Source organism: Streptomyces montanus (genome assembly GCF_005786655.1).
Classification (GTDB): Bacteria; Actinomycetota; Actinomycetes; order Streptomycetales; family Streptomycetaceae; genus Streptomyces; species Streptomyces sporangiiformans.
The window spans coordinates 245,080-267,120 of sequence record NZ_VBZC01000003.1 but is presented as its reverse complement, the minus strand read 5'-3'; the positions used below and the strand labels follow the sequence as shown (position 1 = coordinate 267,120).

General features: G+C 72.4%; 19 protein-coding genes. 9 read left to right on the top strand and 10 right to left on the bottom strand.

From position 1 onward, the window contains the following. The 9 genes from FE633_RS03900 to FE633_RS03855 form a co-directional block, all read right to left on the bottom strand. Positions 1-1,938, bottom strand: a complete 1,938-nt coding sequence (locus tag FE633_RS03900; protein WP_138043669.1) for an ABC transporter permease — start codon at positions 1,936-1,938, stop codon at positions 1-3. 110 nt (positions 1,939-2,048) lie between these two features. Then, positions 2,049-2,846, bottom strand: coding sequence for a molybdate ABC transporter substrate-binding protein (modA, locus tag FE633_RS03895; RefSeq protein ID WP_138043632.1), 798 nt, complete (start codon positions 2,844-2,846; stop codon positions 2,049-2,051). A gap of 109 nt (positions 2,847-2,955) precedes the next feature. After that, complete coding sequence (locus FE633_RS03890; protein WP_138043631.1) at positions 2,956-3,351, bottom strand: TOBE domain-containing protein; 396 nt, start codon at positions 3,349-3,351, stop codon at positions 2,956-2,958. 140 nt (positions 3,352-3,491) lie between these two features. Then, on the bottom strand, positions 3,492-3,968 hold the full coding sequence (locus FE633_RS03885; RefSeq protein WP_138043630.1) for a carboxymuconolactone decarboxylase family protein: 477 nt from the start codon (positions 3,966-3,968) through the stop codon (positions 3,492-3,494). Continuing rightward, positions 3,965-5,446 (bottom strand): Gfo/Idh/MocA family protein, encoded by a 1,482-nt coding sequence (locus FE633_RS49425; RefSeq protein ID WP_342790830.1) that lies wholly within the window; start codon positions 5,444-5,446, stop codon positions 3,965-3,967. Before FE633_RS49425 ends, FE633_RS03885 begins: the two co-directional genes overlap by 4 nt. Next, positions 5,446-6,615, bottom strand: a complete 1,170-nt coding sequence (locus tag FE633_RS03870; protein ID WP_212747153.1) for an Ldh family oxidoreductase — start codon at positions 6,613-6,615, stop codon at positions 5,446-5,448. Before FE633_RS03870 ends, FE633_RS49425 begins: the two co-directional genes overlap by 1 nt. Further along, positions 6,612-7,976, bottom strand: a complete 1,365-nt coding sequence (locus FE633_RS03865; protein ID WP_138043629.1) for a M20 family metallopeptidase — start codon at positions 7,974-7,976, stop codon at positions 6,612-6,614. The genes FE633_RS03870 and FE633_RS03865 overlap by 4 nt, the downstream gene beginning before the upstream one ends. Then, positions 7,973-8,929, bottom strand: a complete 957-nt coding sequence (locus FE633_RS03860; RefSeq protein WP_138043628.1) for a sugar phosphate isomerase/epimerase family protein — start codon at positions 8,927-8,929, stop codon at positions 7,973-7,975. Before FE633_RS03860 ends, FE633_RS03865 begins: the two co-directional genes overlap by 4 nt. Then, positions 8,919-9,974, bottom strand: coding sequence for a Gfo/Idh/MocA family oxidoreductase (locus FE633_RS03855; RefSeq protein ID WP_138043627.1), 1,056 nt, complete (start codon positions 9,972-9,974; stop codon positions 8,919-8,921). The genes FE633_RS03860 and FE633_RS03855 overlap by 11 nt, the downstream gene beginning before the upstream one ends. A 333-nt stretch (positions 9,975-10,307) precedes the next feature. Here FE633_RS03855 and FE633_RS03850 point away from each other — a divergent pair, with 333 nt between their 5' ends. Further along, the gene (locus FE633_RS03850; protein ID WP_138043626.1) at positions 10,308-11,519 is read left to right on the top strand and encodes a DegT/DnrJ/EryC1/StrS family aminotransferase; all 1,212 of its coding nucleotides are present in this window, start codon (positions 10,308-10,310) and stop codon (positions 11,517-11,519) included. Then, entirely contained in the window at positions 11,516-12,643 is a 1,128-nt protein-coding gene (locus tag FE633_RS03845; protein ID WP_138043625.1) for a DegT/DnrJ/EryC1/StrS family aminotransferase, read from the top strand. The genes FE633_RS03850 and FE633_RS03845 overlap by 4 nt, the downstream gene beginning before the upstream one ends. 18 nt (positions 12,644-12,661) lie before the next feature. Here the strand turns inward: FE633_RS03845 and FE633_RS03840 are convergent, their stop codons facing one another. Continuing rightward, positions 12,662-13,918: a nucleotide sugar dehydrogenase gene (locus tag FE633_RS03840; RefSeq protein WP_138043624.1), complete on the bottom strand. Its 1,257-nt coding sequence runs from the start codon at positions 13,916-13,918 to the stop codon at positions 12,662-12,664. 262 nt (positions 13,919-14,180) lie between these two features. Here FE633_RS03840 and FE633_RS03835 point away from each other — a divergent pair, with 262 nt between their 5' ends. The 7 genes from FE633_RS03835 to FE633_RS03805 all read left to right on the top strand — a co-directional run bounded on the left by FE633_RS03835 (position 14,181) and on the right by FE633_RS03805 (position 21,924). After that, positions 14,181-14,681, top strand: coding sequence for a hypothetical protein (locus FE633_RS03835; protein ID WP_138043623.1), 501 nt, complete (start codon positions 14,181-14,183; stop codon positions 14,679-14,681). Positions 14,682-14,780: 99 nt separating this feature from the next. Then, positions 14,781-15,107: a hypothetical protein gene (locus FE633_RS03830; RefSeq protein WP_138043622.1), complete on the top strand. Its 327-nt coding sequence runs from the start codon at positions 14,781-14,783 to the stop codon at positions 15,105-15,107. A gap of 53 nt (positions 15,108-15,160) precedes the next feature. Continuing rightward, a complete protein-coding gene (locus FE633_RS03825) occupies positions 15,161-15,976 on the top strand; it encodes a class I SAM-dependent methyltransferase (protein WP_246113394.1) in 816 nt (271 codons plus the stop codon). Further along, positions 15,973-17,718, top strand: coding sequence for a CoA transferase (locus FE633_RS03820; RefSeq protein WP_138043621.1), 1,746 nt, complete (start codon positions 15,973-15,975; stop codon positions 17,716-17,718). Before FE633_RS03825 ends, FE633_RS03820 begins: the two co-directional genes overlap by 4 nt. Continuing rightward, the gene (locus tag FE633_RS03815; protein ID WP_138043620.1) at positions 17,715-19,487 is read left to right on the top strand and encodes a class I adenylate-forming enzyme family protein; all 1,773 of its coding nucleotides are present in this window, start codon (positions 17,715-17,717) and stop codon (positions 19,485-19,487) included. Before FE633_RS03820 ends, FE633_RS03815 begins: the two co-directional genes overlap by 4 nt. After that, complete coding sequence (locus FE633_RS03810) at positions 19,487-20,947, top strand: FAD-dependent oxidoreductase (RefSeq protein WP_138043619.1); 1,461 nt, start codon at positions 19,487-19,489, stop codon at positions 20,945-20,947. Before FE633_RS03815 ends, FE633_RS03810 begins: the two co-directional genes overlap by 1 nt. Further along, positions 20,944-21,924, top strand: a complete 981-nt coding sequence (locus FE633_RS03805) for a UbiA family prenyltransferase (RefSeq protein WP_138043618.1) — start codon at positions 20,944-20,946, stop codon at positions 21,922-21,924. Before FE633_RS03810 ends, FE633_RS03805 begins: the two co-directional genes overlap by 4 nt. Positions 21,925-22,041 lie beyond the last annotated feature (117 nt).

Here is a 22,041-nt window from a genome sequence, read left to right as displayed (position 1 = left end):
TCAGAGCGGCACCACGGTCGTCTCCGTCGCCTTGATGCTCGTCCACACGGACACCCCGTCCGCGAGGCCGAGTTCGGCGGCGGCCTGCGGGGTGATCTCCGCGACCACGTCCGGGGCACGGTCGGAGGTGATCAGTACGCGCAGCCTGCTGCCGGTGGCGGTGATCTCGCGGACGGTGCCCGGCCAGACGTTGCGAGGGCTGCCGCCGGGCCTGTCCCGGTGGACGGCGACCGCTTCGGGCGCGATGATCGCGAGGGCTTCCGTGCCGGCGGGCAGCGGGTCCGCGATCACGAACGGCCCGCCTCCCTCGGCGAGTTCGAGCCTGTCGGCGGTCGCCGTGCCGGGCCAGGCGTTGCGGCCGAGCATGCGGGCGACCCAGGGTGACCGCGGATGCCGGGTGACCTCCGCGGGCGCCGCGTCCTGGAGCACGCGGCCCTCGTCCAGTACGAGGACACGGTCCGCGAGCGACACCGCCTCGACCGGGTCGTGGGTGACGATCAGACAGACTCCGCCGAAACCGTCGAGGTGGCGGCGCAGAGTGTGCCGTACCTGGGCGCGGGTGGTCTGGTCGAGTGCGGCCAGCGGCTCGTCGAGGAGGAGGAGCCGGGGGCGGGTGGCCAGCGCCCTGGCCAGGGCGACACGGCCGGCCTGACCGCCGGACATCTGGGACGGTTTGCGGTGCGCCAGACGGCCCACGCCGAGCCGGTCGAGCCACTCCTGCGCGGTGCGGCGGGCCTCGGCGCGCGGTACGCCGTGGGCGCGCGGCCCGTACGCCGTGTTGGCCAGCGCGGTGAGGTGCGGGAAGAGCGCGCCGTCCTGGGGCACCCAGGCGACTCCCCTGCGGTGCGGAGGCAGTTCGGTGACGTCGGCGTCGCCGAGGCGCAGCTCGGCGTGGGCGCGCGGGGTCAGGCCGAGCAGAGCCCGCAGCAGGGTGGTCTTTCCGGCGCCGTTGGGGCCGACCACGGCGATGGTGGTGCCGGGTTCGGCGTCCAGGACGAGCTGGTTGAATCCGGTGATCTCGGCGTGCAGCGACCACAGTTTCGGCTCTTCGTCCGGGGGCCGGCGGTCCGGGGCGAGCGGCTCGGGTCGGCTGTCCGCCGGTGTACTCGCCTCGTCCGCGGGTGACTCGGGTGGCTCGGGCGCATACCGGCGAGCGGAGCTGCCCGGCGTCCCCATGAAGCGGCCGCGCAGTGCGACGAGCACCGTCATCGCGATGGCGAGCAGCAGCAGCGAGACGGAGGTCGCGGCCTCCGGGGTGTCCTGGAGGAGCAGATACACCTGGAGGGGCAAGGTCTGGGTGGTCCCCGGAAGGTTGCCCGCGAAGGTGATGGTGGCACCGAACTCCCCGAGGGCGCGGGCCCAGGTCAGCGCGGCTCCGGCGACGAGCCCCGGGGCCACCATGGGCAGCGTCACGGTGCTGAACACACGTACCGGCGAGGCTCCCAGTGACGCGGCGGTCTCCTCGTAACTCGGCCGCAGCCCCGCGAGCGCTCCTTCGAGGCTGATCACCAGGAACGGCATCGCGACGAAAGTGGCCGCGACGACCGCGCCGGAGGTGTGGAACGGCAACGTGACGCCGAAGACGTCCTCGAGCCAGGGCCCGAGCACCCCACGCCGGCCGAAGGCAAGCAGCAGCGCGACACCGCCGACGGTGGGCGGCAGCACCATCGGCAGCAGGACCAGCGAGCGGACGAGGGCCTTGCCGGGGAACGGAACACGGGCGAGCAGCCAGGCCAGCGGCACCCCGAGTACGAGCGACAGCCCCAGCGACCAGAAGGACACGACCAGCGAGAGCCGCAGCGCCTCGCTCGTGCCCGGGCTGCTCAGGTGCTCGCCCAGGTCGCCCCAGTCGGTGCGGGCCAGGATGCCGGCCAGCGGGAGGAGCAGGAACGCGATGGCGAGCAGGGCGGGAAGAGCCAGCGGGAGGGGGGCGCGGATGGCACGGGTGGCACGGGCGCGGTTGTTCCAGGAGCCACGGGGGTGCTCGCTCCCGGTGCCACGGGGGCGGTTGCTCCCGGAGCCACGGATGCGCTTGCTCCCGAGGATGGTCACGGCTTCTCGAAGCTCGCCGCGTGGAGGATCCGCTGGGCCTCGGCCGAGGACAGCCACTTCACGAAGTCCGCGGCGGCCTTGGAGTGCTGCGATTCCTTCAGGGTGGCCGCCGGGTACGAGGCGATGGTGTTCTGGTCGTCGGGGATCGTGACCGTGTCGGTCTTGTCCGTGGCCGTGGCCGCGTCGGTCTTGTAGACGATGCCCGCGTCCGCCTCGCCGAGCTCGACCTTGCTGAGCACGGCGCGGACATTGGGTTCCTCGGAGACCGGCTTCACGGTGATCTTCTCGTCGTCCAGGATCTGCCTGCTGTAGCGGCCGACCGGCACCTCGGGCGCCGCGAGCACGACCTTCGTCTTGCTGTCGGCGAGATCCTCCAGGCCGGCGATCTTCTTCGGGTTTCCCGCGCCGACGGCGATGACGAGGCGGTTCTTGGCTATGACGGTCGGCGTGCCGGTGTCGTCCCGCAGCCCGTCCATCGTCTTGGTGTCGGCGGTGACGAGCGCGTCGGCCGGGGCTCCCTGCTTGACCTGTGCGGCCAGTTCCTGGGACCCGGCGAAGGAGAAGGTCACCTTCGTACCCGGATGCTCCTTCTCGTACGCCGCCCCCGCGGTCTTGAACACATCGGTCAGGGAGGAGGCGGCCAGCACGGTGAGGTGCGCGGTGTCCGAAGCCCCACTGGTCTGCTGGGTGTCGTCGTCGTTGCCGCACGCGGCCAGCGTCAGGAGCAGGGCACCGGTCAGCACGGCGGCCGCGGTGCGGCGCCCGGCGCGGTGGGGAGTGAGGGCGGAAGACATGCGGCGGGGCTCCTCGGGGGCTGTGGTCGACGCGGGCGGTGGTCGACGCGGACTGCGGCGATCGGCGGGGCGGGCGGCCGGCGGTCGGGGGTCGGGGGTCGGCGGGTGATCAGCCGCGGTCGATGTGCACGTTGGTCGACTTCACGCGGGCGGTGGCCCGCATACCGACCTCCAGACCCAGCTCCTCGACGGCCTCCCGGGTCAGCAGGGAGACCAGCCGGTGCGGCCCCGCCTGGATCTCGACCTGGGCGGCGACGTCACCGAGCTTCACCGCGGTGACGATGCCGGGGAACGCGTTACGGACCGAGGTGTACGGGGTCTCGTCCTCGTCGGTGCCGCTCTGCGCGATCTCGACGGAGAAGGCGGCCAGATCCCGGCCGTCGATGAGGCGGCGACCGCCTTCGTCGCGGTGGGTCGCCACCCGGCCGGCGTCCGCCCAGCGGCGCGCCGTGTCGGGGCTGACGCCGAGAAGACGAGCCGCCTGCCCGATGGTGTAGGACTGCATATGCGCCACATTATGCCTTGCAGGCTCTTACCTGCAACGAAGAGAATGCGCATCACTGGCAGATGCGATCTCACTTGTCCCCTCCTGCCCGAGCCCGCCAGAGCCCCCAGCCCCCAGCCCTCAGCCCCGAGGCCGACGCCTCAGACGGGCTGTGTCAGCAGCCCCATGCGGGTGGAGACCGCGACCCGGTTCCAGACGTTGACCGCCGCGATCGTCCACAGCAGATGGGCCAGGTCGGACTCGTCGAACCAGGCCGCCGCCTCGGCGTAGACGGCATCGGGCACACCGGCCGCCGGAAGCCGCGTCACCGCCTCGGCGAGGGAGAGCGCCGCCCGTTCGGCCGGGCGGAACAGCGCCGTTTCGCGCCATGCGGCGAGCAGGTGGAGCCGCTGCTCGCTCTCGCCGGCTTCCCGCGCCGCGCGGGTGTGCAGATCCACGCAGAACGCGCAGCCGTTGATCTGCGACACCCGCACCCGGACCAACTCGGCGAGCCGGGCGTCGAGTTCTCCGCCGGCCGCCTGCTGGAAGGCGACCATGGCGTGGTAGGCGGCGGGCGCGGCGGCCATCACGTCGACCCGGTCACGGTCCTGGGTGGTGTCCGACATGTCAGCGGTCATCGAAGCTCCTCGATTTCTTCCTCGGGCATCTCGGTGGTGCCGTCCGGCCCGGCAGCCGTCGCGGCGGGGACGAACCGGACGTCGGCCCGGGGTGCCAGCGCCAGGTCACGGCCGGTCACCGGCTCGGGGACGGAGATCAGGATGTTGTAGTGGTTGGGGAAATGGCAGGAGTCGAAGCCGAGGACGGTGCCGACCGGCCGACCGTCGATCCAGACCCGGTCGCCCCGGTCCAGAACACCACCGCAGCCCATCTCCGCGAAGCCGAGGAAGCCGACCCGGTCCACCCGGGTGCCCGGGGCCGTCTCCCTCTGATCGGTGGTCACCAGCTCATGGATCTCGCCCCGGCGGACGCAGCGGCTGGCGAAGTCCTCCAGCCGCATCCCCCGGTCGTCCCTGCGATGGGTCAGGACCTTGACCAGGGTGCCGTGGGTCGCATGCTTGACGGCACTCTCGCCGTGCATCGGTTCGTGGCTCTCGCCGTTCATCGGTTGGCGGCTCTCGCGGTGCATCGGTTGGTCTCCGTCCTCGGCGGGGCGCCCGCGGCTCCCCGGCACGCGGGCCGGCGGGTGGCACGCGAGCCGGTACGTCTCCTCCACCAGCGAGAGCGCGACGAGTCCGTCACCGGTGCGGTCGGTGGCCATACGGATCGCGTGGTCGAAGTCGTCGAGCACCCCGACGTACTCGTGCCACAGCGAGCCCTTGAACGCCCGGAACCCCCGCAGCATGTCGGCCGTGCGCACGGCGCCGTCCGCCAGCCGCACCGTGACGTCCTTCACCTCACCCGGGTACGACCAGTCGAGCTCGACCCGTACGGGCAGGCCGGCGCGCGAGCGCAGCCGCACCGTGGCCCGCCGGTCGGTCCCGAACCGGTCCCGTACCACCTCCGCGTGCTCCACCCGCACCTCGCCGGCCAGCAGCCGCGCGAGGTCGTACGCGTTCGGCCCGTTGTCGGCGACGCAACCGCCGCCGCACCGCGCCGGGTCCAGGTACCAGGCGTCGTCGCCGATGTGCTCCTCGATCCGCTCGAAGTAGCGGATGGCGAGCTCGGCCGGCGCGGCGCCCGCGCGCAGCTCACGGACGAGTCGTCGGACCTCACGGTTGTAGCGGCGGTGGAACGCGGTGAACAGGCACACTCCGCGTGCCCTGGCCTGTTCGACCAGCGCCTCCGCGTCGGCCGCGCGGGTGGCCAACGGCTTCTCCACACAGACCGGGAGGCCGGCGGCGAGGACGTCCGCCGTGATCGCCGCGTGCCGGTCGTTGGGCACCGCGACGACCACCGCGTCCAGCCGTGCCTCCGCGAGCAGCGCGCGATGGTCGGTGAAGACGGGACACCGGTCACGGTGGGGGGCCAGTCGTTCCGGCGACACGTCGCAGACGGCCGCGAGCTGCCAGGCCGCCGCCGATTCCTCGATCGCGGCCAGATAGAACCGGGAGATCGCACCGAGTCCGATGACCGCGATCCGTCGCGGCGCCGCCATCACGCCTCTCCCGCGCTCGTCGGGAACGGCAGACCGTACGCGGCAGCGAGCCGCGCCAGTTCGCCACGCACCACCGGCTCCAGGGGTACGCCGTGCTCGCGGCGGTGACGAGCCCGCTGTGCCTCCGGCCAGCCGGGATAGCGGACCGGAGCGTCCGCGTCGCTGGGCGGGCAGGCCAGCACGGTGCCGAACAGCCGCTCCGCGTCCGCGATGACGGACTCCTGTCCGCGCAGCAGCCCGGGTGCGATCGCCACCATCAGCATGCCGATGTCGTCGTCCCGGCCGGACGGGCGCCCGTCGGCGCCCAGTGCCTCGCCGGCGGGACCGAACCCGGAACCCGCGACCAGCGCCGACAGCACCTCCACCATCAGGCCGAGCCCGAACCCCTTGAAACCGCCGGCCGACGTCGCCCCCAGCCAGAGCAGATGTGCCTCTCCACGGTCGAAGGCGGCGGGATCCGTGACGGGTCCGCCGTTTTCGTCGGCGAGCCAGCCCGGCGGAATCGACTGCCCGGTACGCGCCGCCGCCCGCACCCTGCCCGTGGGTACCGCGGTGGTGCTCATGTCCAGGACGAACGGCGGGTGCGCGCCGGCCGGGGCGGCCACGCTCAGCGGGTTGGTGCCCAGCAGCGCCACCCGGCCGCCCGGAGGCCGGGCGATCCGCTGCCGACCGCAGTTGGACGCGACCAGCCCGATCATTCCCTGTTCGGCGGCGCGCAGCGCGTGATGGCCGGCGCAACCGAAGTGCGTGCCGTCCCGTACCGAGACCAGGCCGACGCCGAACCGCGCGGCTCGCTCCACCGCCAGGTCCATGGCCTCTCCCGCCTGCCACAGACCGAGTGCGCGGCGCGCGTCGACCAGTACGGCCGCCCCGAGATCGGCCACGACGGCCGGGGAGGCGACCGGTTCGGCCCGGCCCTGCTCCAGCAACGGCAGGTAGAGACGTGACAGGTTGACCGTGCCGTGCGAGCCGGCGCCGACCAGGTCTCCGTAGCAGAGCGCCTCGGACGCCTGCCGGGCCCGCGCGTCGGGGACACCGTGTGCCGTGAAGGCGGCGGCGACGACGTCGAGCAACTGCTCGTAGGGGACGGGGACTTCGGTGGGAGCGCCGGACCCGGCTTCGGCAGGGGCGCGGGATCCGGCTTCGGCGGGAGCGCTGGTTCCGATCACTGTGACCGGCCCTCGTTTCGGGTGTAGTCGCGGGAGTACGGGTATGAGTGGTGGCTGGGGAGCATGGCGTCGAGACAGGTGCCGCGGAACGCGAGCAGGATCCTCGCGACACCGGCGGCGAACGCTTCGAGGTCCGCGAGGTCGACGAACTCCCCCCGCGCATGCGCGTGGTTGTGTTCCAGCGATCCGGGCCCGTACACCACGGTCGCCGCGTCCTCGCGGTCCGCCAGCCAGATCGCGTCGCAGGTGAACGCGGACTCGCCGTCCGGCCACCGCTCGACGCCGGCGACTTCCTCCAGCAGACGCTCGGCCCAGGCCGGCGTGTGGGCGAGGGCGGGCAGTCCGCACTTGAGCCAGTGCAGCCGGGTGATGTCGGCGGCGTCCTGTGCGGTCCTGGCGAGTTCGCGGACGGGGGCGAAGCGCGTACGGAACTCGGCGATTCCCGTGCGCAGGGCGTCGCCGGTCGCGGCCTTGAGCCGATGTGCCGTCTCGGTGCTCGTGTAGGAGAGGTTGAGCAGCAGCTCGCCGCGGCCGTAGACGCGGTTGTGCAGCGACCCGGTGGTCAGCCCGGCGACACAGACCCGCCCGTCGGCGGCGAGCGGTGGCAGCGTCCGGCCCAGGTGCTGTGCCAGATGGCCGAGGAGCACCGTGGCGTTGTGGCCGTGCTCGGGGCGGTCGTCGACGGCGTCGTCACCGTCGACCCGGATGCGGGCGGTCATCGCCGCGCTGGCCCGGGGGAGGTAGCGCAGGCCGGTCGGCTCACAGAACACGTTGAGCCGGCCGTACCAGCCGCGGTCGACCAGCGGACGGGTGCCGATCGTGCCGAGCGCGCCCCCTTCCTCGCCGGCGACGGCCTGGATCAGCACGCCGATCTCGTCGCCGAGCCGAGGCCGCGCGGCCAGTGCGGCCCTGACACCGGCCAGCAGCCCCACGGCGGGGCCCTTCGCGTCGACCGAGCCTCTCCCGGTGAACCGCCGGCCGTCGAAGCCGACGGGCTCCACGCCCGACACGGTGTCCAGGTGCACGTTGAACATGACGGTCCGGTGCCGTGGGTGGCGGGCCCCCAGCCGGAGCACCAGGTTCGGCTGGCAGCTCAGAAATCCGGGGCTCTCCGCGACGGCCTCGCGGACCGGGAGCGGCACGCCGTCCACCGCGAGATCCTCGGGGCGCGCCGCCGCATGGTGAGTGACCGAGAAGCCGAGCGGCGCGGCCGCCTCGGCGTAACGGCGCCCCGCGGCCCACAACTGCGGCTCGGGGAAGTCCGCGCCGGTCTCCAGCGGTCCTGCCGTGGGAAGCCGCAGCAGGTCGAGCAGCAGGCCGTGCTCGGCCGGGCCCACCCGCGCGCCGGTCGTCGTGGTCATCCCGGCCGCCCGTCACCGAGGGCGAGGCCGGGAGCCCGGGCCTCACCGAGAGCGGGAGCCCGGGCCTCACCGAGGGCGAAGTCCGGGCTCCCGCCCTCGGCCGTCCGCTCCCCGAGCAGTTCGGTGAGCGCGCGTCCGGCGGCGACGAACGCCGCCGCGCACACGCTGTCGGGCTCGCGGCGCCCCTCGTGCGGTACGACGGCCAGATGCGGCTCGATCGAGAGGGCACCGGCGTAGCCCGCGTCGAGCAGCAGCCGCAGACAGTCCGCGACACCCGCGTCTCCCTCACCGGGCAGACAGTACGCCGGAGCCGTGGCCGGGCCCTTCGCGTCCTTGACGTGGACGTGGTCCACCCACCCGACGATGTCGCCGAGCAGGTCGGGGGCCGCATAGCCGTACGCGATGCCGTTGCCGATGTCGAACAGCAGCCGGAGCGCCGGACTGTTCACGGCCTCCAGCACCTCCCGCATGCGATCGGCGCTGCTCGCGGCCCAGCCTGCGCAGTTCTCGACCAGCAGGACCAGTCCGGCGTCGGCCGCGCGGTCAGTGAGCACCCCGATGCGGTCGATCGCGGCCGTCCGCCAGGCCGGCCCCGACAGGCCGCCCCGGGGATAGGACATGATCCGGACGTAGGGGGTGCCGAGCGAGCGGCAGCGCCGGGTGAGTACGTCCAGCTCGGCGAGATCGGCGGCGAAGTCGCCGTCGGCGGTGCGCGCCCATCCCCCGATGCGGGAGTCGACCGCTACAACGCGCAGCCCGGCAGCGTCCACCGCCTCGGCCACCTGCGCGAACGCCTGATCGGAAAGGTCGGCCAGTGCCAGGCCGTCGACGCTGCGCAGCTCGATCGCCGACCAGCCGAGCGCCCGGACCGCGGCCACCTGCGCATGGATCCCGTACCCCGCCTCGTCGCCGATACCGGCGAGGAGGAGGCCCTTGGACGCGTCAGCCGGCATGGCGTACCGGTCCGGCCGTGGTCCTCGGGCGCCCCGGCCCGCCCTCGTGATGAGCGCAGTACCGCTTGGCCGCGTCCACCAGTCGCACCACCTCGGCGTTGACGGCCAGATCGCTGCCGAACGGGCCTTGGTCCGCGAAGCGTTGGTAGGCGTCGAGGACGAACGCGGTCAGCGCGTCGTCCGGGAACACCTCGCGCACCGCGCCGTCCTGGTCGGCGACGGTGAGCTGGGCGTAGCCGTCGTCCTGGCTGACGGGGTAGTGCCCGATGACGTTGGCGCCGGTGAACTCGCAGACGATGCTGCGCTCCCGGACCGGCGCCGTCAGGTCCGAGACGAGACAGGTCGCGGGTCCCCGGTGGTGGGTCAGACGCAGCGTGGCGGGGCCCAGTCGCGGCCGGACGAGATCTCCGGCCACGAGGTCCGACCAGGTGGCGCCGGTGAGTTGGGCCGGTCCGGCCAGCCGGAGGGCGACGCCCAGCGCGTGCGGGATCTCGATGTCGAAGGCGGTCGGGTGGCCGTTCGTGGCCGCGCTGCGGGTGAAGCGCGGTTTACTCTGGGTGAAGTGGATCGTCCGCAGCTCGCCGTACTCCCCGCCCGTCACGCATCGCTCCAGGCGCCGGGTCAGACTGCTGACCAGCCACTGCGCCACCACGACCAGGCGGAGCCCGAACCGGCCGCACAGCTCTTCGATGCGTGCCAACTGGGCGGCGTCGACCGCCAGTGGCTTCTCGACGAGGAGATGGACGAAACCCAGCCGGGCCAGGTGCCCGAGTACCGCGGCACGGTCCTCGGGCGGCGTGCAGACGTGGACGACCGTGGTCTCCGGGTCGAGTTCGGCCCGGGCTCGCTCGAGGGAGGGCAGCACGAGCGTGCCCGGCCGGTGGAAGGAGGGTGGCGGAGCGGGGTCCACGGCGACGATCGGTGCGTCGGCGAACGGCCCGCCCATGGCGTCGGTCTCCGCCCGAAGGCGATCCAGCACGGGCAGGTGCAGGGCAGCGCCGGCCCGGCCCAGGCCGACGACGAGGGTGCGGAACTTCGGGCTCATCCGTTGTGCGTCCGCCTGATCGATTCGGGAACACGGGACGCCGTCCCGGGCGAATGCCCACATGGTGGGGACCGTTCACGAACTCCCGTCGGGCCCAGGTCGGTTCGTGCAGAATTTCCAAGGCATACGAGTACTGTCAAGCGACCCTCTGAAAACACTCCGCCGCCCGGGTGAATGTGACGGGCCTGGCGTGCCGAGAACGCGATGGGTTCCCCGCGACGGCAAAGTAGCCGGTCGGTCCGGGCATGAGAACGGACTCCCCGCGCAACCGACCGTATTCCCTTCACGACCGCCCCATTTCGCTTGTGCCCGCCTGCAATTCAAGGGAGACGCATGCAGCTCACCTCGTCTACCGAGCGCGGTCATGGTGATCCGTTCGACACCGGCCACCCGCGGGTTCCGTTCTTCTCCCAGGCCGCGTCGTTCGAGCGCGTCTGGCCCGAGATCCAGCGACATCTCACGGAGGTGGTCGAACGGGGCAAGTACTCACACGGACACAAAGTCGCCGAATTCGAAAGCGCGTTGGCCGATTTCACCGGCGCGCGGCACGCCATCGCCGTCAACAGCGCGACCGACGCACTGATCCTGCTGCTGCGGGCCGCCGGACTGCGCCCCGGTGACGAAGTCGTCGTCCCGGCCATGTCGTTCGTGGCCTCGGCCTCGTCGGTGGTTCTGGCAGGTGGGCGGCCGGTGTTCGCGGACATCGACCCGGTCGGCTACGCACTCGATCCGGCCTCCGCCGCCGCGGCTGTCACCCCGCGGACCCGGTTCGTCATGCCGGTCCATCTGTTCTGGCAGATGGCCGAGATGGACGCGCTGACCGATATGGCGGCCGAAAAGGGGCTGACGATCGTGGAGGACAGCGCCGAGGCCATCGGTATGCGATGGAACGGAAAGCACGCCGGACTGCTCGGCGCGGGCGGTGTTCTGTCGTTCTTCCCGGCAAAGACCCTCGGTGCCCTCGGGGACGCCGGTGCGGTACTCACCGACGACGACGAAATCGCCGAAACGGTGGCCGCGCTCAGGCATCACGGCAGATTCGGGCCGACCGTCGGTGATTTCCGCCGGATCTCCACCGAGACCACGGTGTCCGGCGTGAACAGCAAGATGGACGATATCCAGGCCGCCGTTCTCCTGGCCAAACTCGGCCGTCTGGGCACTGATATCGCGCGTCGCGCCGAGATCGCCGCGAGATATACGGAACGCCTCGCGCATGTGCCCGTAATCCGGCGGCTGCCGACCGTTGTTCCGCGTGAGGCCACGACCAATCCGGTTCACTATGTCTATCTGGTGGAGGCCGATCACCGCGACGAGCTGGCACGGTTCCTGGCCCGGCACGACATCGGCACCGAGACCTATTACCCGATCCCCCTGCACCGCCAGCCCGCCTTCGCCGAGTTCGACCGCTCCGTACGCGGATTCCCGCACGCCGAGGCCGCGTGCCGGTACGCCCTCGCTCTGCCGCTCCACGCGGACTTGACGGACGATCAGGTCGACTACGTCTGCGAGACGATCGAAGCCTTCGCCCATGGAGGTGCCGCGTGATCGAGTTCTTTCCGCCGGACGTCTTCGAGGACGATCACGAGACGTTGTTCGAGATCATCCGGGAGATCGGCCTCGCGCCGGAGCAGCGGTTCATCCTGGGCGACCACACCGCCCGGTTCGAGCGGGAACTCGCCCTGAGCCTCGGCGTCGCCGACGTCATCGCCTGCTCCAGCGGAACCTCCGCCCTCACCCTGATCCTGCACGCCATGGGGGTGGGGCCCGGAGACGAGGTCGTCGTCCCCGCGTTCGGGTGCGCGCCACTGGCCGCGACCGTGGTCAACCTGGGTGCCACGCCCGTGTTCGCCGACATCGACCCCTGGACCATGGTCATCGACCCGTCCGACGCGGAGGCGTGCGTCACGGAGCGGACCAAGGTGCTGCTACCGGCCCACGTCTTCTCCGTGATGGCCGACATGCCCCGGCTGCGGGAGATCGCCGAGCGTCACGGCCTGCGGCTGGTCGAGGACTCCGCCGTCGCCCAGGGGGCCGTTCTCGACGGCCGCCCGGCCGGGCTGTGGGGCGAGGCCGGGCTGTACTCGTTCGTCCAGGTCAAGAGCTTCGGCACGGCGGGGGAAGGCGGTGTCGTCGTGACGGACGATCCCGAACTGGCCCGCGCCGTCCGCATGCTGCGCAACCACGGCCAGGACGGCCGCCACCGGTTCCTCCACCATGTGATCGGCTACAACAGCCGGTTCGACGAGATCCAGGCCGCGTTCCAGCTCCACCGGCTGCCCGGCCTCCCCCAGCGGCTGGAGCGAAGGGCACGAATCGCCGACTACTACGCCGAGCGGTTCGCGGGCCTGGCCGAACACGGTGTCCTCGCACCGCCACCGGGCCGCAACGGCCGCTGCTACTACGTCTACACGCTGCTGACCGAGCGGCGGGACGCACTGCGCGACCACTTGGCGCGGCACGGAATCGCCGGTCACGTCTACTATCCGCGGCCGCTCCCGGCCCAGGCGGCCTTCGCCGGTTACGCGCCGGCCGGACGGCGCTGGCCGGCCGCCGAGCAGGCAAGCCGGCGCGCGCTGTCGATTCCGGTGCACCCGCTGCTCACCGACGCACAGGCGGAGCGGATCGCCGACGCGGTCTGCACGTTCGCCGCCGGCCCCGGCCGTCCCTGATGGGGGACGCCGGCGGCGTCACAGTCTGACCACGCGCTCCCCACATGCCCGGCCCGTGACGTCGAACAGCAGCCGGGCGGAGCGGCCGAGCCGGTCCAGATCGTAGGCGCGGTGGGCGTGCAGCAGAACGCTGATGTCGGCGTGCGCGGCGGCCTCGTAGGGATGGTCCGCCCGTCGCAGCGGCGTCCCGTCGACGTCGAGCCGGTCCACGTGCGGATCGTGGAAGAGGGCTTGGGCGCCGAGCTCGGTCAGCCGCTGTGCCACCGCGATCGCCGGTGACTCGCGCAGGTCGGCGACGTCCGGCTTGTAGCTCACCCCCAGCAGGAGCACCTCCGCTCCCCGGACGGGTCGCCCGGCGTCGGCGAGCAGTCCCGCAACGCGGCGTGCCACATGAGCGGGCATGTCCTGGTTCACCTGCTGGGCGGCCGCGACGACCTTGAAGGTGAACCCTTCGGAGCTGGCCTTGTGCATCAGATAGGCCGGATCCACCGGGATGCAGTGCCCGCCGACACCGGCACCGGGCCTGAACGGCTGGAACCCGAACGGTTTGGTCGCCGCGCACCGCAACACGTCCCAGACATCGACCCCGAGCCGGTCGCAGTACATCGCGAACTCGTTGACCAGTGCGATGTTGACGTTCCGGTAGGTGTTCTCGAGCAGCTTGGCCATCTCCGCCTCCCGGGTGCCGCGGGCGATCACCACCGTGTCGACGAAGCGCTCGTAGAACGCGGCACACCGCTTGGCGCACGCGCGCGTGTGCCCGCTGACCACCTTGGGGGTGTTGTGGATCCCGAACGTGCGACGGCCCGGATCGATCCGTTCCGGTGAGTAGGCCAGACAGAAGTCGTCTCCCGCCACCAGGCCGGTCCCCTCCAGGATCGGCCGGATCACCTCGCTGGTGGTGCCGGGGTAGGAGGTCGACTCGACAACGACCAGGGCGCCGGGACGCAGGTGTCCGGCCACGGTCGTCGACGCCCGCACCAACGGGCCCAGATCCGGCGCCCGGTCGGCATCCAGCGCGGTCGGGACGCAGATCGCCACGGTCTCCGCATCCGCGAGGACGGCCGGATCGGTGGTCGCGTCGAACCCCGCGGCCAGTATCTCCTTCACGTCCTGGTCGGTCACGTCCTCGATGTGCGAGCGTCCGGAGCGCAGTCCGGTGACGACTCGCTCGGACACGTCCAGTCCGGTGACCGGGACTCCGGCGGCACCGGCGGTTCTGGCGAGCGGAAGCCCGACGTAGCCGAGACCCACGACCACCAGACCGCATGCCATCCGCGACTCCTTCGTTCCCGCCGAGTTGCGGCAGGAGGGCACCTCTGCTTTCGCACAACCCCTCCCCCGCCTGCGGTGATTCTGGCATCGGGGTGGGCGATGGAGGGTGCGCGAGCCGGGCCGGACTCCGATCAGAGGAGTCCCCTCACTCGCGGGGGTGAGAATCGCGCAGACCGCGAGGGCCCGACTGTTCGTATTTGCGTTTTGTGATCGACTGTGCGTGGTTTTCGGGCGATGGGCCCGAAATCATAGAGGAGGTTCCATGCAGAGACCTGTCGCAGGCAAGCGGATCGCCACCGCCCTCGCCACCGCCTCGCTCGCGGCCGCCCTGGGCGCGGCCGGCGCGGCGCCGGTCCAGGCGGCGGACCAGTCGACGACGCCCGAGCCGGTGTCGTTCGTCATCGACTTCACCACGACCTCGATCCCGCAAGTGCCCAGCCTGGGCGGGGGCTTCGCCGGCAATGGCCCGGTGACCGACGCTCTGGGCAGGCGGATCGGCAAGGTCTACGACACCTGCACCTTCAACGCCATTGAGGGTCTCACCTCCGCGAGCGCACTGTGCAAGGCCGTCGTCGTGTTCAACGACGGCGATCAGCTCAGCCTCAGCGGCCAGGCCAAGATCGAGCTCAACCCGCTCAAGTACCCCTACGAGTTCAAGGCCATGGTCGAGGGCGGTACCGGCGACTACAACGGCGCGCGGGGAGAGGCGACGGTCACCGCGGAGCGGCCCGGCGTCTACAAGGTCGACGTCCAGTTCAAGTAATCACCGAGCCGCATCAACCGCATCAGCTGAATCGACGGGGGAGCCGCCGCAGGGCTTGGCGGCTCCCCCGTTCCTGAAAGGTCGACTCCCATGCTCCGTATGTCCCGCATCTTCCGCATGTCCCGCAGAGCGCTCACCGCTGCCGCGACCGCCGGTCTCGTCGTCGGCACCGCGGTTCCGGCCCTCGCCCAGAACGCCACGGACGACGACAAGGTCGTGGTGTTCACCACCGAGATCGACAAGCTGCACACCTACTCCGACCCGCAGGGCTGCCATCGGCTTCCCCTGGCCGCGCACACCCTGAACAACCACACCTCGGGGATCGTCTACCTGTACCCGGACCCGTTCTGCACGAGTGTGGGGATCCCGATCCTCCCCGAGCACGGGATGCACACGCCGCCGGTCGGCGGCAGCTTCTCCGCGTGACGGCCGCGGCGGCCCCGATCACCCCCGAAACTCCCCCTCCAACAGGAGCATCGGTGCAGCTCCCCTTGCAAGAAGCACGCGAAGGGCACGAGGGATACGTCTTCGACAACGCCAACACACAGGCGGTCGAACAGCACCGCTGCCTCGCCGCCTCCCTCGACCCGATCACCACCTCGCGGCTGGCCGCCACCGGCGTACGTGCCGGCTGGAACTGCCTCGAGGTGGGCGCCGGCGGCGGAAGCGTCGCGCGCTGGCTCGCCGACCGTGTGGCCCCCGCCGGCGAGGTGGTGGCCACCGACATCAACCCCGACCATCTGCGGGCGCGGCCGGGCCTGCGCGTACTGCGTCATGACGTGGTGCGCGACCCGCTGCCCGAGGAAGCCTTCGACCTCGTCCACGCCCGGCTGGTACTGCTGCACCTGCCCGAACGGGAGGCCGTACTAGCCAAGTTGGTGAGGGCACTGCGGCCGGGAGGCCTCCTGCAGCTCGACGAGTTCGACATCGACTACGGCCCGGTTCTGCTGGCCCCGAGTCGCGGTGCCGCCGAGCTCTACGAGCGGTTTCTGGCGGCCAAGGCGCGTATGTTCGCGGACGCGGGTGCCGACGGGAGCTGGGGGCGACACGCGGCCGCGGCCATGCGGGCCGCCGGTCTGGCCGACATCGACCCGGTGCCGTACCTGGTGCCCTGGCGCGCCGGGTCACCCGGCGTCGACCTGCTCATCCACCACACCCACCATCTACGGGACCGGTTCATCGCCGCCGGCCTGACCGACGCCGAACTCGCCGACGTCCGTGAGGTCATGCGCCACCCCGACTTCCGGGCCAGCTCCTGCGCGATCTACTCCGTCCAGGGGCGGCGGCCACGATGACGGTCGGGGAGTACGTACGCGACCGGGGGCAGCGGGGGCAGACGTCGAGCCCGCCACTCGGCGGCGTTTCGGCGGCTTCCTTCGGCGCGTCGACCTCGCTGGCGGTGGCGGCCGAGCATCTGACGCTTCTCGGCTGTGCGCCGGCCGATCAGTCGCTGAGCACCGGCACCGACCCCGGCGACGCCGCGACGATCGTCACCACCGCCGGTACGGGGCGAGGCCGAGCCGAGATCACCTGTGCCGTCGACTGGGCGGGACCGGTGGCGCTGCCTCTGGCGGCCGAGGCGGAGGTCCAGGCCGCCTGCGGCATCGCCCAGGTGCACGGCCGCAGGTACGGACGGCCCACGCTGCTCCCCTTCGACTACGCGTCCGCGGTCACCGGTGTGCTGGCCGTGCACGGCGTGCTCGCCGCGCTCCATGCCGCCACCCGGGGAGTCCGGATCCGCCAGGTCCGCACCTCCGTCGCACAGGGCGCGCTCCTCGTCATGAGTCAGTACCTGGCAGCGGCCGGGGCGGTCGGCGGCACCGGCGGAACAAGCGGGACCGACGGGCCCGACGATGAGCCCACCCCTGCCGTTCCGTTGCCCGCCGGCCCGCCCGATGCGCGGACCGCACCGCCGTTCACCAGCGCCGACGACGTCACCTTCGAGATCGAGACGCTCGACGCGGAGGCCTGGCAACGGTTCTGGCGCGCGCTGGGCGTCCCTCACCGTGCGATCTCCCGCGGCTGGCGGCCGTTCCAGTACCGCTATGCCGCCGCCGTCTGCCCGCTCCCCGATGAGCTGCGCCGCGGCGTCGCGGCGCGTCCGTATGCCGCGATCGTCGCGGCGGCCGCCGAGGTGGGTGTCAGCGTGGTGCGCGTCCGCGGCCTCGACGCGGCGGACGCTCTCGCGTCCGCCGCCCCCTGGACCATCACAGAGCTGCCCGCGGACAGGCACGCGGCGCACCCGGCGGCACCGGGCGGGCCGACGCCCACGACCCGACGCCCGCTCGACGGTCTCGTCGTAGTGGAGTCCACCCGGCGGGTGCAGGGGCCGCTGGCCGGGCACGTGCTCGCCCTGCTCGGCGCGCGAGTGATCCGGGTCGAACCGCCGGGCGGAGATCCGGCTCGCGGCGTGCCTCCCCTGGCCGGTGGCTGCTCCGCCCGGTTCCTCGCGCTCAACCGGGACAAGGAGGTCGTCGAGGCGGACCTGCACACCCCCGGCGGCCGCTCGGTCCTGCGTGAACTCGCCGCCGGCGCCGATGTCTTCCTGCACAACTGGGCTCCCGGCAAGGCGGCCGCCTGGGAACTCGACGCCGGGGACCTGGCCGCGGTCCGGCCCGGCCTCGTGTACGCGTGGGCGTCCGGCTGGGGAGAGGCGTTCGGCCCCACCCCGCCGCTGGGCACCGATTACCTGGTGCAGGCCGGCAGCGGGTTGGCCGAACTCACCGCGCGTCCGGGCGAGCCACCGACGCCCTCGCTGATGACGCTGCTGGACGTGCTCGGTGGCCTGGTCTGCGCCGAAGGGGTGCTCGCCGCGCTGGTGGCGCGCAGCACCACCGGACGCGGCCGGCGCGTGGACACGTCGCTGCTGTCCGCGGCGACCGTGCTGACCAGGCACGGCAGGGCGACAGCGGACGCGCCACACGCGGCCGCTCTGTGCACCGATCTCACCGAGCTGATCGCCGACCCGCGGTTCGCCACCGCGCTGACGCGGGCCGAGTGCGCGCTGCCCGACAGCCCCTGGGAGTTCTCGGCATGACGGCGGCATGGAGCTCGGCCAACGGCATCGTGGTGCCCGACCGGGTACCGGCACAGCTGCGCCGTCGATTCGCCCGGCAAGGGCTCGTGCCCGACCAGGACCTCACCACGCTCTTCCGCGCACAGGTACGGAAGCACCCCGGACGGCCCGCGGTCATCGACCCCGAAGGGGAACTCGACTACGCGACGCTCGACGAGCGCGCCCAGCGGATCGCCACGGCGCTCACGGCTTCCGGCATCGGCGCGGGCGACGTGGTCGGCGTACAACTGCCCAACGGCTGGCGGGCCCTCGCCACGGACCTCGCCCTGGCCGCGATCGGTGCCGTGGCGCTGCCCTATCCCGTCGGGCGGGGCACCCAGGACTCCCTTGCCCTGCTGGGCGGTTCGCGGGCCAGTGCCGTGATCACCACGGCCGGGTGGCAGGACGGACGGCTCGCACGGACCCTGGCCGGGCTGCGGCCGGACCTGCCGGACCTGCGGTTCGTGTTCGCCTTCGGTGCGCCCGCTCCCGGATGTGTTCCGCTCGAACCCTGGCTCGACGGTCCGGCGACGGCCCGTACCCCGGAACCGGCGGCCGTGCACCCCGAAGCCCCCGCCCGCATCCTGGTCTCCTCCGGTTCCGAGACCGCGCCCAAGATGGTCGTCTACTCGCACAACGCCCTGGCCGGCGGCCGCGGCAACTACCTCAGGGCGCTGGGGATCGGCGGCGACGCGCTGCGCTGCCTGGTCCTGGTGCCGCTCATGTCCTCGTACGGCTCGCTCGGTCTGGTGGTCCTCGTACGGCTCGGGGGGACGCTGGTGCTCATGCCCGGCTTCGAGCCCGCCGCGGTGCTCGAAGCGGTGACGCGACACCGCCCGAGCCATGTCTTCGCGGTCCCCACCATGCTGCGCCGCATCGCCGACGCGCCGCGGGCCACGGGCGAGGACCTCTCCTCCGTACGGGCCGTCGTCTCCAGTGCCGCCCCTCTGCAGCCGGGCACCCTGCGCGCCGCCCTCGCCAGGTTCGGCTGCCCGCTGGTGAACGTCTACGGATCGTCCGACGGAGTCAACTGCCACACCGTCTGGGCCCGTCCGGCGGACGACGTGCGCCGCGTCGGGCGGCCGGATCCCGCCGTGGCCGAGATCCGGGTCGTCGGGCCGCTAGGGCGCGGGCTGCCGCCCGGCGAGGCCGGCGAGATCCAGGCACGCGGCCCGATGACCCCGCTGTGCTACCTCGCGGCGCCGGACCTCGACGCCGCCCACCGCACCCACGACGGCTGGGTGAGAACAGGGGATCGCGGGTTGATCGACGACAACGGGGAGCTGTGGGTGCTCGATCGGCTCCGGCACACCGTCATCCGCGGCGGACACACGATCAGTCCGGCCGAGGTCGAGCGTCATCTCGGCGGGCACCCGGCGATCGCGGACGTGGCGTGCGTCCCGGTGCCCGATCCGGATCTGGGCGAGCGGTTGTGCGCCTGCCTGGCCACACGCCCCGGCTCGAAGCCGCCCACCCTCGTCGCGCTCCGGACCTACCTCGAGGGTGAGCGGGGGCTGGAACGCCGCAAACTGCCCGACCATGTGCTGACGCTGGATCAGCTGCCGCTCGGCCCGACCGGCAAGGTCTGCCGGAAGACCCTGACCCGGCTCGCGGCCGACCGCACGCTCACCGGCACCGGCGCCAGTACCCGCACCGGCACCAACACCAGCACCAGCTCCGGAAGCGGAAGCGGAAGCGAGCGGGAGACACCCGCACCGCCCGCCCGGCCGACCCCAGAGGGAGTGCGCTGATGGGCGACTGCGACCGCAAGCACGGCGTGGTGATCGGCGGGGGTGTGGCCGGGCTGCTGGCCGCACTCGCACTGGCCGAGGTCGTCGACCGGGTCACCGTGATCGACCGTGACCACCTGCCGGACGGGCCGGCGCCGAGGCCCGGCGCCCCGCAGGGTCATCACGCGCATGTCCTGCTGCCGCGCGGCGCCACCGCGATCGAGTCACTGGCCCCCGGAACGCTGGCCGCCCTGTCCGACGCCGGCGCTCCCCAAGTCGGCCTGCCCAGCAGCATCGTGGTGCGCAGCCCGTTCGGCTGGATGGCCCGGCACGGCCCCTGGGAATCTCTCCTCACCTGTACCCGGGGCCTGATCGAATGGGTACTGCGCCAGCGCCTCGTCGCAGGCGCCCGTACGACACTGCTGTCCGGCACCGACGTCATCAGTCTGCTCGGCGACGCGAGCCGGGTCACCGGCGTCGTGTACCGTCACCGCGCCGACGGCACCCTCACGTCCCTCGACGCGAATGTCGTCGTGGACGCCTCCGGCCACGGCTCCGCCGCGCCGCGCTGGCTCGCCCGGTTCGGTCTGGCCGTGCCCGAGACCGTCGTCGACAGCGGCGTCGCCTACACGACGCGCCCCTACCACGTGCCCGCGGCACTCGCCGCACGGTTCCCGGCCGTGTACATGCAGCTCGACATGCGCAAGGTGAGCCGGGGCGGTCTTCTGGTGCCGGTGGAGGACGACCGGTGGCTGGTCACCCTGTTCGGCACCCGGGGCGCGACACCGTCGTCCGGCGCCGACGGTTATCTCGACTTCGCCCGCAGGCTTCCGCACCCGCTCATCGCGGAGCTGCTGGCCCTCGCCGAACCGGCGGGGCCCGTACGGGGATTCCGCCGTACCGCCAACCGCCGCCGTCACTACAACCGCATGCGCCGCCTGCCGGAGGGCTTCGTCGTCCTCGGGGACGCGGCCTGCACCTTCAACCCGGTCTACGGGCAGGGCGTCTCGGTCGCCGCGCTGGGCGCTCTGGCCCTGCGCGACGCGTACGCGACGAACGCCGGGGGCCACACGGCACGCGAAGCCCAGCGCGCGGTGACGAGGGCCGCGGACACCGCCTGGCAGATCGCGGCCGGGGTGGATCAGCGCAACCCGCTGACACGCGGGGCGCGAGGGCCGCGGACGAGCCGACTGCGGGACCGCTATCTGGACCGGCTCGGCGCGATCGCGGACCACGATCCCCTCGTCCAGCGCGAGGTGATCGGGGTCTACGCCCTGACGGTGCCGCCCGCGCAGCTGCTCAGACCGGCCATGCTGCTCACCGCCGCACGAGGTCCCGCCGCGCCACCCGCCGGTCAACCGCCCCTGACCAACGCCGAGTTGGGCGCGCTGGCCCGCGCCCGAGCACAGGGAACGCAGCACCGTACGCCCGCGAGCCGCTCGGCGGTCGACGTTCTCGACCACTCGGGAGGGGCACGATGACCCACTCCTCCACCGTGGGGCCCACGAGGGTCCCGTCCGGTCTCCCTTCCGGCCGGTCGACGGGGGCGCGCCTGCGCGCATACCTCCGGCTGGCGAAGGCCGGCATGATCGACTACTACCTCAGCCTGGTCGTCGTCTGGTCACTGCTCCCGGAACAACCGCTCAACGGGCCGGTGTCGGCGACGCTGGCCGCGCTGCTGCTCGGCCAGATGTGCCTCGTCGCCGCGGCGGTCGCCTTCGACGATGTCACCGGCTACCGGGACGGCAGCGACGCCACCAACTACGGCCCCGACGCGCCGGCGCGCAAGCTGGCCCGTAAGCCGTTGCTGGCCGGAACGCTCCACGAGTCGAACGCGGTCCGCTTCGCCCGGGGAGCACTCGTCGCCGGTGCCCTGTGCTGGGCGACGGCCGTGTGCACCGCGCCCTGGCGGCCGGCCTGGGCGGTGCTCGGGCTGGCGGCTGCCGCTGTCGTGATCCCGCAGTACTCGTGGGGCCTGCGGCTGAGCTACCGCGGATTCCAGGAGGTGTTCCTCGCCGCGGTCGGCTGGGCCTTCGTGCTGCCGTCCTACGGTCTGCTCACCGGGCGGATCACCGGCCTCGCCGTGGTGGAGGCGTTCCTGTTCGGTCTGGGCCCGCTGCTCTTCGGCGTCTACTCCAACACCCATGACATCGCCGGTGACCGGGCGGTGCGCCGGCCGACCGCCGCCTGTGTCCTCTCCTCCCGCGGCAACACCGTGTTCGTCGGCGCGCTCTGTTTGCTGGAGACCGCCGTGATCGTCGCCGCGGCGCCGCTGGGGATCGCTCCGTGGTGGTTCCCGCTCGTGCTGCTCCCGGTGACGGTGACCCGCGCCGTGCAGTTCACCGTCGGCATGGTGCGCGGCGACGTACTGCGCGCCCGGCTGACCGGTATCCGGGCTCACCGGCTCCTGGTCGTCGCGCTGGTGACGGCCAATCTGCTGGGGGCCGGTACGGCGTGACTCCCTCGGACCTGTGGCGCCTGTCGCCCGCCAGCCCCTGCCCGAGCGATCCGCCGGTCCCATCGTCCGCGGTCGTCCGCCGTCGTCGTCCGCCGCCGTCCGTGTCGGAACAAGGAA

Bases quoted from the DNA above. Each gene is read 5' to 3' on its own strand.
- FE633_RS03840 (WP_138043624.1), bottom strand. From the start codon at position 13,918: ATGGCATGCGGTCTGGTGGTCGTGGGTCTCGGCTACGTCGGGCTTCCG.
- FE633_RS03890 (WP_138043631.1), bottom strand. From the start codon at position 3,351: ATGCAGTCCTACACCATCGGGCAGGCGGCTCGTCTTCTCGGCGTCAGC.
- FE633_RS03835 (WP_138043623.1), top strand. From the start codon at position 14,181: ATGCAGAGACCTGTCGCAGGCAAGCGGATCGCCACCGCCCTCGCCACC.
- FE633_RS03850 (WP_138043626.1), top strand. From the start codon at position 10,308: ATGCAGCTCACCTCGTCTACCGAGCGCGGTCATGGTGATCCGTTCGAC.
- FE633_RS03855 (WP_138043627.1), bottom strand. From the start codon at position 9,974: ATGAGCCCGAAGTTCCGCACCCTCGTCGTCGGCCTGGGCCGGGCCGGC.
- FE633_RS03865 (WP_138043629.1), bottom strand. From the start codon at position 7,976: ATGACCACGACGACCGGCGCGCGGGTGGGCCCGGCCGAGCACGGCCTG.
- FE633_RS03805 (WP_138043618.1), top strand. From the start codon at position 20,944: ATGACCCACTCCTCCACCGTGGGGCCCACGAGGGTCCCGTCCGGTCTC.
- FE633_RS03815 (WP_138043620.1), top strand. From the start codon at position 17,715: ATGACGGCGGCATGGAGCTCGGCCAACGGCATCGTGGTGCCCGACCGG.
- modA (WP_138043632.1), bottom strand. From the start codon at position 2,846: ATGTCTTCCGCCCTCACTCCCCACCGCGCCGGGCGCCGCACCGCGGCC.
- FE633_RS03830 (WP_138043622.1), top strand. From the start codon at position 14,781: ATGTCCCGCATCTTCCGCATGTCCCGCAGAGCGCTCACCGCTGCCGCG.
- FE633_RS03860 (WP_138043628.1), bottom strand. From the start codon at position 8,929: ATGCCGGCTGACGCGTCCAAGGGCCTCCTCCTCGCCGGTATCGGCGAC.
- FE633_RS49425 (WP_342790830.1), bottom strand. From the start codon at position 5,446: ATGGCGGCGCCGCGACGGATCGCGGTCATCGGACTCGGTGCGATCTCC.
- FE633_RS03885 (WP_138043630.1), bottom strand. From the start codon at position 3,968: ATGACCGCTGACATGTCGGACACCACCCAGGACCGTGACCGGGTCGAC.
- FE633_RS03820 (WP_138043621.1), top strand. From the start codon at position 15,973: ATGACGGTCGGGGAGTACGTACGCGACCGGGGGCAGCGGGGGCAGACG.
- FE633_RS03810 (WP_138043619.1), top strand. From the start codon at position 19,487: ATGGGCGACTGCGACCGCAAGCACGGCGTGGTGATCGGCGGGGGTGTG.